Raw genomic sequence first — 13,515 nt, forward strand, 5'->3', positions numbered from 1 at the left:
GTTCAGACGCCGACCGAGGCCTGGGCTTGCGTCGGCGAGTCCCGCAATTCACCCATCAGGCTGCGATCGATCCGCAGGCCAGGGCTGTTGTCTGCCTGGCCGTCCGGCGCCAAGGGCGGCTGCGCCTGGCCCGTGTACTGCTTCGCATCGGCCGTGGTGCGCAAGACACTGATGCGCAGGCTCAGCCGCAAATCGCCAAGATGCTTCTCGGCCTGGAAGGGCAGGCTGGACTGGCGGATGGCGATGGGGCGCGAGGTCTCGGCTCTGTGTGTCAGCGCGGCTTGATGGGACGGCGCTGCGGCAAGATGTGACGGCACGCAGTGCAGGTCCATGCTGGCTGGCACACGGGAGCCGGTGGAGCGCTCCCGCGCCGGCAGCGAATAGGCCATGCTGCAATGGGCCGTGCCATCGCCGGCCTTCCACTGGGCGTGCAACTGCCCCTGGTCCGACAGGCCGCGCAGCATGAGCTTGCCGGCCTGGCCGACCATGCCCAGGTCCTTGCCGCTCTCATCCGACACGACGGCACCGAAAGGCACGGGCGACGTGTCCGCCTGCGTCAGGCGCAGCACGGCCGAGCGGCTGTAGCTCGTCTTGAACACCACCATGGCGGCGGCACCGGCCACCGGTGCGACGCGCCGGTTGGTTTCCTGCAGTTCCACATCCATGGACATGCCCTTGGGGTCCAGCGACACCTCGTTCATGGCATAGGGTGTCATGTAGGGCACCACGGCATAGCCCCGTGCATCGATGCGTACACCGGGCGCATTGGTGAGGCGCGCGCCCTCGGCATGCGGGGCCTGCACGATGGCGAAGGTCTCGCCCAGGGGCTGCGACAGCGTGACCCCTCCGGGGTGGGCGACCAATGCGCCGCGCGCGCCCAGCGACAGTTGCTGGCCGGCCCGGCCCGCGCTCACGCTGCCGCTGAACAGCGTGTACGGGCGGCGGTAGAGTGCATTGGCGCCTGCATTGAGGCGCGATCCCTGGTTGCCGCTGCTGCCGTATTCGGCATTCAGGCCATAAGAGAGATCGCTGCCGACCTGCCCGTAGGTGCTGGCCTGCAACTGGTTGCCGCCGCTCGAGTCATGTGTGAAACGGCTCATGACTCTGGGCTTTCCCGCCCCCAGCGGAATTGTCACCCCTGCGTACAGCTGCGTGCTGGGGCGGCCCCAGGCATCGCGCTGGCGCGAGGCCGACAGGTTGTAGGGAACGCCCAGCCACGAGCTGCTGTAGTTGAGCGTGTAGTCCACGCGGCGGCCCGCGCGGTTCCAGTAGTTGTCCATGGAGGCGGAAATGCTCAGGTTGCCGCCTTGCTCGCCCAGGCGCTGGCTCAGTGTCATTGCGGCGCGCGTGCGCGGGCGCGACAGCAGGGGCGGTGCGCCGCTGGCAGCGGGCCGGGTCAGGTCGCGCGCCCGCATGGCCTCGTTAATGCCGAAGAACCCGTTGGTGGAATAGCGGTAGGCAGCCAGGGTGATGCCCGTGCCGGACTCCGGGAAGGTCTTGGCGTAGGTGACTCTCAGGCTTTGTCCTGAGTAGCTGCGGTCATGGGGGATGCGGGTGTTGGCGTGTGTGAGGTCCAGGCCAAAGGCACCCCATGGTGTATTGAACACGGCGCCCACCGTGGGCGAGAAATAGCCCCTGGCGACCGTGGCGCCGCCATAGGCCGTGAGCATGTTCGAGAAGCCGTACTGCCAGCCTGCCTGCGAGAAGAACGGAGCGCTCTCACGCAGGCCGCGCACCGCGCCTGCTGTGAGGCTGTAGCGGTGCTGGCCCTCGCGCAGCGAACGAGGAACGGCCGCATAGGGCACCGAGAAGGAACGCACGGAGCCGTCGGCCTCCTCGATGTCCACCTGCAGGTCGCCGCCATAGCCGGTGGGGTACAGGTCATTGATCACGAAGGCGCCCGGTGCCACCGTGGTCTCTTGCAGCTTGATGCCGTTCTGGCGGATGACCACCCGGGCGTTGGAATTGGCCACGCCGCGCACCACGGGCGCGAAGCCGCGCTGCGACTCGGGCAGCATGCGGTCGTCCGTACGCAGCCGCAGGCCGCGGAAGGAGACCGAGTCCATGATCTCCCCGTCGGTGTAGGTGTCGCCCAGGATCAGTTGCGATGACCAGTCGGCGATGTCGCGCTGCGCATAGGCCGAGATGCTCTGATAACGGCTCGGTCCCTGATCGCTCCAACTGAACGAGCCACTGTGCCGGAAATGCCAGCGCGCATAGTTGAAGCCGCTGTTCAGGCCCAGGTAGCCCTGGGTGCTGCTGCCCGCTGGCCCGCCGCGCGCATGGTAGGTGTTGAAGTCATAGCCGAGCGTGCCGGTCGTCACGCCCGCGTTCCACTGCTCCGGACTCACGTAGCCGCTTGCCACGCGCCGCATCAGGATCTGGGGAATGCTCACATCCAGTCGTTGCAAACCTACGTTGAAGCTTGCGGAAGCGCCGGGGACGACCTTTTCAATGCGCAGGCACGCTGGGTCTCCATCCACAACATCCTCGTTCGCCGGCAGGCTCGCCATGTCAATGTCCATTTGCTCCAGCAGGGACATGTTGAAGCAGGGCTGGGCACTGGCACCCCGACTGCGTTGAGTGAACCGCACCTCGGTGCGGGCCATCCAGTTGCCGTTGACCAGAAGGTCCGGGTTGTAGAGACCCGGTTCCACAGAATTACCCTCTGCAAAACGCAAGACATCGATCCCGTCGCCTCCTCGCAGAAAGCTGCTGTTGAATTCGATGTGCTGTGCGCGTGCGGGCGGCATCCTGCCGGCGGTGTGCTCTGTTTGCGAGGCGCGCATATCCATTTGCCAACAGGCCAGTACTGCCAGCAGCAAGGCATGTAGTGGTTTGGCCTTGAACGGGAAACAGCCTGGCTTCCGTACCCTGTCGGCTTTTTTCTTCATAGCAATCCCTCTCGATGGACATGCCTTTTTTTGCACCTGCTGCGCCGTGCTGCCTACCTCGGCCAGTCACGCGTGACCGGCATGGAGGCTTTCGGTGCTGCGTTAGGGCTTCGGCTACCGTCAGCGCCCAAGTTCGACCCTGTGGCCCTCGGCACCACCCCAGTCGTTGAGGCTGGTGTAGACCACGACTGCGTCCGCAGGAAGCTCCTTGGGTAGTTGTTCGTTTTCGGCGGGCTTCTGGAATGCAAACTTTGCCGTTTCTCCTGGCAGCACATGTCCTACATTCATCTTGAAACTCTGGCCAGCTGCCTCTACGGCGATATGGCCCAGATTGGCGACATATGCGGTCGGATTACGGGCCTGAAGTACGGCTTGCCCGTCTCGGGTCGTGCTCGCGGACCACTGCAACTGCTCAGGCGCATCCTTCGGTTCGCCCGGAAGGCCCTTGGGGCGATATATCAGCTTGATGCGCGTGCGAAAGGCCAGTGCGAGGCTGCCCTGGGAGCCTTTCGCGTTCTCGGTCTTGGGCGGCACGTCCAGCACGTTGATCCAGAACAATGACTCTCTGTCCTGGAGTAGGGGCTGGCCGGAATAGATGATGCGCAGCATCTGCTGGTCCGAGGCTTCCAGGCGGGTGAGCGACGGCGCGATCACAAAGGGCACATCTATGCCCTCGGGCGCCATATCTCCATCGCCCGTGTCCAGCCATGACTGCACCAGCGATGGCAACTTTCCTTCATTGGAAATCTTGAGGGTGGCTTCCGTCTCGTCGCCTGAAAATATGACCCGTGTTCCATAGAGGACTATGCTGGCATTGGCCGGGAGGACGCAAATAAGCAATGCGGCCATGGCGAAACAATGTGACAGCAGACTGGATCGGCGATTTTTCACCGGCATAGGAGATCCTGAATTTCTGTATATGAGAGAAATGCCACAGGCATTGGGGGTGAATGCGCCAGCCACCAGAAGGTGGCCGGCGCTTCTCTGAGGCGGTGGACTGCCTATTGATAGTTCATGGTGAAAGTCGCTTCAGCATTCGCCTCTCCTGAGGCAAGGGGCACGGCAGCCACGTAGTACCTGGCGATGTAGTTGAGCGTATTGGTTCCTGATTGCAGGTTGACAGGCGCGGACGGGCCGCTCAGATCCCAGATGGCCGTTGTCGAGTTGTTCTCCAGTAACTGGATGTCGGCCGTGGCATTGCTCGTATTGATGCGGCCGTTCCTGATGGGGCCATCAAAACGGACCGTGGCAGTGGTGGGCTGACTGTTCGCTCCTGGGGTTGAGCAGCCATCCAGCCTGATGGTGATCGTTCTATGATGGGCGGGAAGAGCAACGTTGCCGACGGCGCCACCGCCAGACGTGAAGCCGCGTTCATTGGGAGGTACGATACCGAAATCGATCTTCTGGTCTCGACTTCCCAGATTGACGATGCAAGTGACAGGAGAAATATTTCCTGTGAATCTGACGATTCCACTCTGAGTGGATTGCGCATGGACAGAACTCAGTGCAAGCAAGGACAAGCCCGCAACCGAAAATTTCAATGCAGAAAATTTCATATTTATGCCTGATGAAATTGAGTTTGATGAATATGGTGGATTGAAGTAATGATCTTGTTTGAAACTTTTTCTTTGACGCACCTCCATTTTTGATTTGATATTGGATATTTTTGAATGATTCCAGATATCGATGGCTATAGAGTTGCTGCTGCTGAAAGCTGCAGGTAATATATTTTTTTATGCGTCAATTGGGTGTGGCTGAAGAGGCTTTTTGGGAATATGAATTGACGGTGGATTGTTCTCGTTGATGACAAAATTTCGAAGAATCAGATTCTGATTTTTGGCAATTTGTCTGATCGGCCTATTGTCAACACATGCTCGCTGAAATGAAATTGGATAATTCTGAATTTCGCGATTTTCTCTCTAGGAATTCCCTGATCTTTTGAGCGGATTTTTCGGGATTCCCTAGGAATAGTCCTATCTTGTCTTCAATTGCTTGCGAATTGGTGATCCGAACTGTGCGTGCGCGGGTCCAGAAATGGCGGGGCAAAGCCTTGTGGGAAGGCTGTCGCCTATGGGTTGGGGGGATCTGCGATGCAGCTGATGCCGGCAGACAAGCGGACGATGGTCTTTGCGAGAAGAGCAAGGTCTCGGCTGTGCCGCCCTGCGGCACAAGGCCCGCAGTCAATCTTGCGGGCCTTGATGAACAGCGTTTGGGCAGTGGCGGCAAATAGCTGCATGCCGATGGCTACCCGTACCAACGTATCTGCAGTCGGCGCGGGAGTCGGAAATGGAAGCCTGCTGGTGCAGGCAATCAACGTGGCCCTGCATTGGCAGCGGCCCATTTGGGCTGCTTTTCCGGTGCTTATGTCTGATCGGCCGATGCCAGGACCCTGATCTTCAAGCTGGGCTGCAGGATGGCCAGCGGACGGTCAGCCCGCAGGGTTTGCTGCGGCGGCTTGTGCTTGCCGGTGCCTGCGTCGTGCCCTGCCGCCACGGGAGTTCTGCCCGCGTTGCTGGTGACTGGCACCGTGGTGGGCAAGGCGCTGATCTTGACGCTCATGCGCAGGCCGTCCAGGTTGCGCTCCAGCTTCAGTGCCTGCTGGCTGTCGCTCGGCTGTGTGGCACGAGCGGGCAGCACTGCAGCCGCAGTGACTGCCGGCGCGCTGGCGACTACCGTGGCCGGTGCCGTTGCTGCCGTGCGTTCCTGGGTCATGCCGGCCAGAGCCACGGCCGACGCCGCGTTGGAGGCCGGGGCGCCGGCCACGGCTGTCTTGGCATTGGTGGTTGCGGTTGAGGTTGTCGCGGTCTTGCCCGGCTTGGCCGATGCCACGTCGGTGGCCGCAGGCAGCAGCTTGTTGCTGGCCACGCAGGGCAGTTCCAGGCTTTGCGGCGGCTGGTAGGTGGTGCTGCGCTTTCTTTCAGGCAGGGTATAGGATAGGTTGCAGCCCACCATGCCGGTGTCGGTCTTCCACTGCACCTGCAGCTCGCCCTGGTCAGACAGCCCGCGCGCCAGCAGCTTGCCGGCCTGGCCGATCACGCCCAGTTCCTTGCCGTCCATGTCCAGCACGCTGGCGCCAAAGGGCACAGGCATGTTGCCGGCCTGCCGCGCGCGGATCACGGCCGAGCGGCCATAGGCGGTCTTGAACACCAGCAGCGGCACGGCGCCGGCCAGCGGCGCGACGTGCTGGCTGGTTTCCTTGAGTTCCACGTCCGTCGACAGGCCCTTGGGATCGATGGAGACCTCGTTCATCGAGAACGGTGTGAGGTAGGGCACGACGGCATAGCCCCGGCTGTCCACCTTCACGCCGGGCGCGTTGTTGATGCGCGCGCCTTCCGCGTTCTTGGCCTCCACGATGGCAAAGGTGTCAGACACCGATTGCGACAGCGTCACGCCGCCCGGGTGGGCCACGATGGCGCCACGCGCGCCTACCGAGAACTGCTGGTAGCCGCTGCTGGCGCTGACGCTGCCGCTGAGTTCGGTCTGCGATGCGCGGTAGGTGGCGTTGGCGCTGGCACTGGTGCTGCTGCCATTCATGCCACCGGTGTTGTGGTTGGCGCTGAGGCCGTAGGAGATGGCGTTGTCGTCGCCCAGCAGCCCGGACAGGTTGGCCTGGGCCTGCACGCGGCCGCGCGAGTCGCGGTTGGTATTGGTGGAGAGCATCATGCCGCGCTCCATGCTCAGCGGAATCGACAGGCCCACGTGCAGGAACGTGTTGGACTGTCCCCAGGCATCGCGCTGGCGCGCCGCGGAGAGGTTGTAGGAGATGTTGCGGAACGAGTTGCTGTAGCCAATGGCGTAGTCGACGTTGGAGCCCTGGCGGTTCCAGTACTTGGCAGTGGACGCCGTGAGGCTGAGACTGCCTCCCCCGGGGCCAAACTGCTGGCCCATGACCAGAGAGGCGCGGTTGCGAGGCCGGTACAGGTCCGTGGAGGGCCGTAGCAGATTGGCCTGATCCCGTGCGCGCATGGCGTCGTTGAGGCCGAAGAATCCGTTGGTGGAGTAGCGATAGGCGGCAATGGCCACGTGGGTGCCGGTCTGCGCAAAGGACTTGGCGTAGCTGGCACGCAAGCTCTGTCCGGAAAAGGAGCCGTCATTGGGAATGCTGGTGGAGGCGTGCGTGATATCTGCACCAAAGGCACCCCAGGGCGTGGTGAGCGCCGCGCCAATCATGGGCGAGATATGGCCCTTGGCCACGGACACGCCGCCGTAGCCGGTCAGCATGTTGGTGAAGCCGTGCTGCCAGGTCGCCTGCGAGAACAGCGGCGAGGTATTGGGCAGGTGGCGCACCACGCCCGCCGTGAGGCTGTAGCGGTCCTGCCCCTCGCGCAGCGACAGCGGCACGGCTGCGTAGGGCACGGCAAAGCTGCGCACGGCACCATTGGCCTCGGTGATGCTGACTTGCAGGTCGCCACCGTAGCCCGTGGGATAGAGGTCGTTGATGACGAAGGCGCCGGGCGCCACCGTGGTTTCGTAGAGCTTGATGCCGTTCTGCGTGATGGTGACTCGGGCATTGGTGTTGGCCACGCCGCGCACCACGGGCGCGTAGCCGCGCTGGGAGTCGGGCAGCATGCGGTCATCACTGTTCAAGCGTATGCCGCGAAACGAGGTGGAGTCCATCAGGTCGCCACCCGTGTAGGTGTCGCCCAGTATGAGCTGGGAAGACCAGTCGGCAATGTCGCGCTGTGCGTAGGTGGAGATGTTCTGGTAGTTGCCCCGTCCAGTGTCCGCCCAGCTGAAGGAGCCGTTGTGCCGGAAATGCCAGCGGTCGATGTTGACGCCGCCGTTCAGGCCCAGGTAGCTCTGCGTGGTGTTTTCTGCGTTGCTGGAGCGCCCGTGGTAGGTGTTGAACTGGTAGCCGAGCAGGCCGACAGGCACGCCAGCGCTCCATTGGTCAGGGCTGACATAGCCACGCACCGAGCGGCGCAGCGAGGCCTGGGGCACGCTCAGGTCCAGTCGCTGCTTGCCGAAGTCGAAACTGGTGAAGGCGCCCGCGATGATCTGGTCCAGACGGTTGCAGCCACCGTCGGCCACCAGCTTCAAGGCGGCCTCGGGCGGCAGGCGCGAAAGGTCGATGCCCACCTTCTCCAGCAGTGCTTTATCCAGGCAGGGCAGCGCGTCCTGCGAACCGGCCAGTGCCTTGAACTGCACTTCGCTGCGGCCAACCCAGTTGCCGTTGATGTAGATGTCTGGGTTGTAGCTGCCTGCCGTGACCACGTTGGCGCGCGAGTAGCGCGAGACGTCAATGGTCTGCCTGCCGGTGTTCAGAAAGCTGGGGTCGAAGTCGACGGCAGCCGGCGTGGGCTGCCACTGGCCGGTGGACGTGGAGGTCGTGACTTCCTTGACCTGCTGGCCCTGCTGGGCCTCGGACTGCCAGCAGACCAGCACGGAGAGCAGCAGCGCATGGCCGGGCTTCAGTTGGAAATATCCGGCAGGGCCTTGGCCTGGCCCCGGCATTATTCCTTGTCTTTGCCTTGTATGCCGGCTTTTGATTCCCTTTTCTGAATCTGGAAAGACTGGCCTGATCATTTGCTTATCTCCTAATGCTGTGCGCCCGATGCAAAGCGAACGGCCAAGGCCGATGTGCCAGTCCCGGTAAAGAGACCGATGCAGTTTTGCTGGGTATTAACGCTGTGTATCGGTGTGCTGGCCGGGCTGAAAATGCAGTGGCGTTAGATAATCAGACCGGAGAGGACGGGGGATTCGCGTGGCTTTGCTCGCATTGCCCTGTTTATTGGGCGGAATTGCCAATTATGGCTTCGTGGTTGAGACTGGCGCCCCAATCATTGATGCTGCTGAACATCACCGTGGCACCGGTCGCACCAGCCATATTGGCACCCGCAGGTTCCTTGATTGGGAAGGTGGCCACCTGGCCGGGAAGAACGGGCCCGACACCTGCCTCGAAGGATTTACCGTTGAGCTGCACTTCAACGCCAGCCACATTGACCACAAAGGCGCTGGGATTGCGTGCGTTCAACACAGGCTGGTTTTTGGCGTCAACGCCTGCCGACCATTGAAGCAGGGCAGGAGCCTCCTGGGCATTGCCGGGCAGATTGCCGGGCCGGTACATGAGCTTGACGCGAGTGCGAAAGGCGAACTGGAGATTGTTGGAGTCGCCTTCCATTTTCGCCTTGGGCGGGACGTCCAGCACGTTGAGCCAGAACAGGGATTCCTTGTCAGCAGGCAGTGCTTCGCCCGAATAGATGATGCGCAACGTCTGGGTCTTGCCCGCCTCGATGCGCATGATGGTGGGCGTGATGACGAAGGGAACGTCGATGTTCTCAGGCGATTCCTGGTTGTTGCCCTTGTCCAGCCAGGCCTGCACCAGGGCAGGTTTGCTACCTTCGTTGGTGAGCTGGATGGTGGCTTCCTTCTCGCCACTGGGGAAGATGATGCGCGTGCCCGTCAATGTCACGCTGGCCTGTGCCGCCGTTCCAAGAAGAAGGGACAACAGGATGGCAGCAAGCCCATATGAACGTTTGATCGTCAGCATCGGAGAACTCTCTGGGTTTTGAGCGAAAGAATGGGGCCGGGCCCATGTCAGGAAAGCAGAAGACACGGCATATCGACCACCGCAAGGCGGCCGATATGCCTGAAAGTCAGTGATTACTGATAGACCAGCGAGTAGGTCACCGAGGTGTCGGTACGGCCGGCCGTCACGGGGCCGGTGGCCACGTATTCGGAGGCGAAACGCATGATGGCCCGGCCATTGCCACCGACCTTGTTGTCGATGTCCACAAAGCGCGATTGGGCGGAACCGATCTTCAGGCGCTCGTTGTTGCTGGGATCCACGATGGCGATCTGGACACCGGAGGCCACGGTGGGCGCACCAGTACCGCTGGCCGCTGCGGGCTTGAGCATGCCGGTGACCAGGTCCACGTTGGGGCCGGCTTCGAAGAACACGGCGACCTTGGAGACGGGCGCTGTGGAGGTGGCGGTGGCCAGCTCACAGCCGCTGAGTTCCAGCGAGAACGCCTGGCGGCCGACCGTGGCACCCACGGTGGCCAGCTGGTTGTTCGCCACGTTGGGCAGCTTCACGCCGTCCTTGGCGGCGCCGGCGACCGTGGTGTCCACCTTGCAGGTGGTGGTGACCACCTCGCCCGTGAAGTTGATGGTGCCGTCTGCTGCTTGAGCGGTGTTCATGGCCATCATGACCAGGCCGGCAACCGATGTCAGCAATGCGATCTTTTTCATGGGTATTCCCTCGAGTTGAAGAGATAAATAAAATTCCAGCAGCGATGAATGCGCTGATGGAATAAGAGAGTGTGTGAATGGTTGAGTGGTTAATAAATCATCAGTGTTCCATGTTCACCTCATCAATCCAATGGTTGGTAACTGTCAGCATGGTCAAGGATTTGCAGGGGGTGCGATCATGCTGGAATAGGTGGTGGCGCTGACATGGAGAAATTGTTCGGATGAGGGAGCGTTGGCGAGGGATGGGCGAGGTTTGTTTCTCTGGCATGTTTGAAGTTGAATTGTTCAAATACACCAGTGCCCAATGGCGCGGATGGGGTGCAGGAGAGAATCTGTCAAAGAAAAAGGCGAAACAAAAACCTGTTCTTTGGGTATGTGGTGGATTCTAGGTGTGCACCGCCGCTATATGAAATAGGGCGCATTCTGATAATTGATGCTTGATCTAGGAATAGTCCTAGATTTGCTCTGTCGAATGCGGGAAAGAGGGTGCGCAGCCCGCCTGCGCCGGGCGGTTGGCTGTGCTGAGGGTGATGGTGTCTGCGGGGGGAGCGCGGGTCCCGCAGATCAGGAGGGGCCGATGGGGGTGGTCGAGGGCGAAGGCCTGCAAGGGCTGCACCTGCCCTCAGCCCTGTGGATCAGGGGCGCTGCGTCAGCAGGTACTGCGCCATTTCGGCAAAGCCGTCTCCACGCTCGGCCTGGGTGACATGGCGAGGCAGGTGCTTGAGTTGGGGCACGAAGCGCGCGATGTTGGCCACGCCCAGGCTGTGGGGCATGTGCTCGAACATGAGCTGGTCGTTGGTGGAGTCGCCGATGTAGATCCAGCGGTCCAGCGTGGCGTCGAGGTCGATGTCGAACAGGGTGCGCAGGATCCAGCGCGCGCCTTCGAGCTTGTTGTGCGCGCCAAACCAGCCGTTGATGTGGATGGAGCTGACGGTGGCGTTCATGCCCGCCGCCTTCATGATGGCCACGCAGCGGTCGATATCCTGCTGGGGCATCTGGGTGAATTCGCTGTGGTCCACGGCAATGTCGCATTCGCGGCCCGCCGAGTCGGTGGCGCGCAGCGCCCCGGGCACGGTGGCCTCGATCTCGGCCAGCACCTGCTGCATGCGCGCGTAGTTGGCGGTGCGCGTGGCCTCGTCCTGCTGGTAGAGCTTGTCCAGCCCGCCTTGCGCGTTGCGCCGCAGGGCCACGGCGCCGTTCTCGGCCACGATGGCATCCACGGGCCAGGCCTGGGCAAACGGCTCGCTCCAGCCCACGGGCCTGCCCGTGATCGGCACCACGCGCAGGCCGGACTGCTTGAGCCGGGCGATGGCATCGACGACATGGTCCGGCACCACGCCCTCGGTGGTCAGGGTGTCGTCGATGTCGGTGAGGATGCCGAGCGGCGATGCGGGAGGTGTCCAGAGGGACAGCGGCTGGAGAGTTGTAGGCACGGTCGTCAAAATGCAAAAAGCCGCCCGGGGCGGCTTGTAAAAGGGCAGCGTTTGCGCGCACGGACCGTGCGCGCAAGGGCTCCATCCTACTGCCTGGCGAATTCGACGATGGCCTTGTAGAACTTGTCGGAGCCGTCCTTGGGGTTGTCGGGGGACAGTTCCATGCGGTTGACGCCGTGTTCGGCCGCGCCCTTGAAGCGCTGGTTGATCACCGAGAAGTAGTAGGGGCTGATGAAGGTGGCGCCTGCGTCATAGTGGGCCTTCAGCGCGGCCAGATGCGTTCCTTCCAGCTTCCATTGCTGGGGATTGAATTCAGGTGCGCCATAGCCGCTGCCGATCTGGTGCTGCTTCATGAAGCAGCGCAGCCAGTCGCTGTCGGTGGCTCCGCCATACATGTTCAGGCCCTGCCGCCAGGGTGCCTTGCCGTCGAGCGTCTGGGTCGAGGCGAACAGCTGTGGATTCCAGGAGGGGTTCACATCGGGAATGATCTGGTGGGAAAAGAGCTTGGCGGCGGGCAGGCCGGCTGCAATGGCACGTTCATGGAATACCGCAAGCTGCGCATACACCTGGGATTCGCGGTACTGGTTCCAATCCTTTGCCAGGGGGTTGTAGTAGACGTCCTGCAACTGGGCAGGCATGTCTAGCCAGAAGCGTACGCCCTGCTTCTCCAGCATGGACGTGGGGGGCATCCACCCGAGCCGTCTGGGGTACAGATTGACCATCTTGCCCTGATTGCGTGGAACGACAACGAAGTTGGCATTGGCCAACTGGTATTTGCGTCCCTTGGACTCGGCCACGACCTGCACGATGTGCTGTCCGGCGGTCAGGTTGCTGAAGTCGAGGTTGTAGCGGAACCCGGTGTTGGGACTGGTGATGTTGTCCACGGCGCGGTAGACGTCCAGCCGGTTGAGGCCGCGGGCCATGGGCCCCACCAGCTTGCCGTCCAGATAAAGATCCAGGCGCTCGATTGCCTGCTTTGGGTCCCACAGCCAGCCGCCCACGGGCAGTGTGCCGTCGGCGAATGCGTCGTAGTGTTCACCGAAGCCGTTGAGCTTTTCCTTGCGTATGTCCTTGGATGGGGCAGGAATGACGTCGAACGACGCGTAGTCCAGCCCGGTCTGCGCCTTGAACTGCGCGATGCCTTTGTATTTGCTATGCAGCCATTGGCGAAAGCCTGCCACCGAGCCTGGGCTGTAGTCGGTGACGCGGATGTCCTTGTAGGCGCCCATGCCGTTCTCGAAGTCCGGGAACATGTGGTGCAGTTCACCGGGCAGGGTGTAGGCAATGATGCGGTCCTGTACGGGCTGGGGCAGCTCCCGGATCTTCCTGGCCATGTATTCAAGGGCCTTGAAGCGGTAGTGGTTGACGGGAACCGAGGCATCCGTCGAGAGCGTGTAGGGCAGGATGCGGTAGCCGAAATAGCCCAGTTCCAGGGGCTTGCCGTCTTTCAGCTGCATCAGATTGACGGGGTCCTTGGCCAGCTCGGCGGCAATCGGGCCGACCGAGTCGAAATGGTCTGCCGAGAAATACAGCACGACCGGACGCTGCACCTTGCGGATAACGTTCAGGAAGCTGTCCACCTTGGCTTCGTCGATTTCCCAGCCCTTGGCCGTGCGCTGGTACAGCCCCAGCAATTGCAGCGTGGCGGTGTAGCCGATCTGCACGTTGCCCTTGGGGCCGCCTGGCTCCAGCGTGTCCAGCAGGCGGTTGACGGCAGCGGAGCCGTCCAGCTTGCGCTGCTGGCAGAAGGCATAGGCCTCGTCCATGGACTTGATCCCGGTGTCTGCAACGGCTTCATCGCACAGGAGCATGCCTTCCACCGTGGGCGCGATGACCAGGGGCTGGCCGCGCGTGGCACCAGAACCTGTCTGTGCATGGGCTGCCATGGATGCCAGGGCAAGGCCTGCGGCGATCAGCGTGGATGCGTATGGAAGGTGGAAGGTGCGAGGCAGGTGGGGCATGGATGGGCTGGTGGACAGGACTGGATGTGGCAGGCC

Annotated in this window: 8 protein-coding genes; all 8 read right to left on the reverse strand. The window is 62.1% G+C overall.

The annotated features are described in order from the left end of the window. Nucleotides 1–2 precede the first annotated feature (2 nt). Nucleotides 3–2,894: a fimbria/pilus outer membrane usher protein gene (locus LGR64_RS00275; RefSeq protein WP_141828991.1), complete on the reverse strand. Its 2,892-nt coding sequence runs from the start codon at nucleotides 2,892–2,894 to the stop codon at nucleotides 3–5. A gap of 120 nt (nucleotides 2,895–3,014) precedes the next feature. Then, a complete protein-coding gene (locus tag LGR64_RS00280) occupies nucleotides 3,015–3,743 on the reverse strand; it encodes a fimbrial biogenesis chaperone (protein ID WP_230354798.1) in 729 nt (242 codons plus the stop codon). A 152-nt stretch (nucleotides 3,744–3,895) separates the two neighbouring features. Further along, complete coding sequence (locus LGR64_RS00285) at nucleotides 3,896–4,537, reverse strand: fimbrial protein (RefSeq protein WP_141828988.1); 642 nt, start codon at nucleotides 4,535–4,537, stop codon at nucleotides 3,896–3,898. A gap of 718 nt (nucleotides 4,538–5,255) precedes the next feature. Continuing rightward, nucleotides 5,256–8,348 (reverse strand): fimbria/pilus outer membrane usher protein, encoded by a 3,093-nt coding sequence (locus tag LGR64_RS00290; RefSeq protein WP_141828986.1) that lies wholly within the window; start codon nucleotides 8,346–8,348, stop codon nucleotides 5,256–5,258. Between the two features lie 274 nt (nucleotides 8,349–8,622). Next, entirely contained in the window at nucleotides 8,623–9,384 is a 762-nt protein-coding gene (locus LGR64_RS00295; RefSeq protein WP_034397339.1) for a fimbrial biogenesis chaperone, read from the reverse strand. A 113-nt stretch (nucleotides 9,385–9,497) separates the two neighbouring features. Continuing rightward, nucleotides 9,498–10,085, reverse strand: coding sequence for a fimbrial protein (locus tag LGR64_RS00300; protein WP_013800427.1), 588 nt, complete (start codon nucleotides 10,083–10,085; stop codon nucleotides 9,498–9,500). Between the two features lie 635 nt (nucleotides 10,086–10,720). Continuing rightward, complete coding sequence (locus LGR64_RS00305) at nucleotides 10,721–11,518, reverse strand: HAD-IIB family hydrolase (protein WP_043820300.1); 798 nt, start codon at nucleotides 11,516–11,518, stop codon at nucleotides 10,721–10,723. Between the two features lie 86 nt (nucleotides 11,519–11,604). Beyond that, nucleotides 11,605–13,479: a hypothetical protein gene (locus tag LGR64_RS00310; RefSeq protein ID WP_141828984.1), complete on the reverse strand. Its 1,875-nt coding sequence runs from the start codon at nucleotides 13,477–13,479 to the stop codon at nucleotides 11,605–11,607. Between the last annotated feature and the right edge of the window lie 36 nt (nucleotides 13,480–13,515).

This window comes from Delftia sp. Lp-1 (genome assembly GCF_020523835.1).
GTDB classification, from domain to species: domain Bacteria; phylum Pseudomonadota; class Gammaproteobacteria; order Burkholderiales; family Burkholderiaceae_C; genus Comamonas; species Comamonas acidovorans.

Bases quoted from the DNA above. Each gene is read 5' to 3' on its own strand.
- LGR64_RS00300 (WP_013800427.1), bottom strand. From the start codon at position 10,085: ATGAAAAAGATCGCATTGCTGACATCGGTTGCCGGCCTGGTCATGATG.
- LGR64_RS00290 (WP_141828986.1), bottom strand. From the start codon at position 8,348: ATGCCGGGGCCAGGCCAAGGCCCTGCCGGATATTTCCAACTGAAGCCC.
- LGR64_RS00275 (WP_141828991.1), bottom strand. From the start codon at position 2,894: ATGAAGAAAAAAGCCGACAGGGTACGGAAGCCAGGCTGTTTCCCGTTC.
- LGR64_RS00280 (WP_230354798.1), bottom strand. From the start codon at position 3,743: ATGGCCGCATTGCTTATTTGCGTCCTCCCGGCCAATGCCAGCATAGTC.
- LGR64_RS00310 (WP_141828984.1), bottom strand. From the start codon at position 13,479: ATGCCCCACCTGCCTCGCACCTTCCACCTTCCATACGCATCCACGCTG.
- LGR64_RS00285 (WP_141828988.1), bottom strand. From the start codon at position 4,537: ATGGAGGTGCGTCAAAGAAAAAGTTTCAAACAAGATCATTACTTCAAT.
- LGR64_RS00295 (WP_034397339.1), bottom strand. From the start codon at position 9,384: ATGCTGACGATCAAACGTTCATATGGGCTTGCTGCCATCCTGTTGTCC.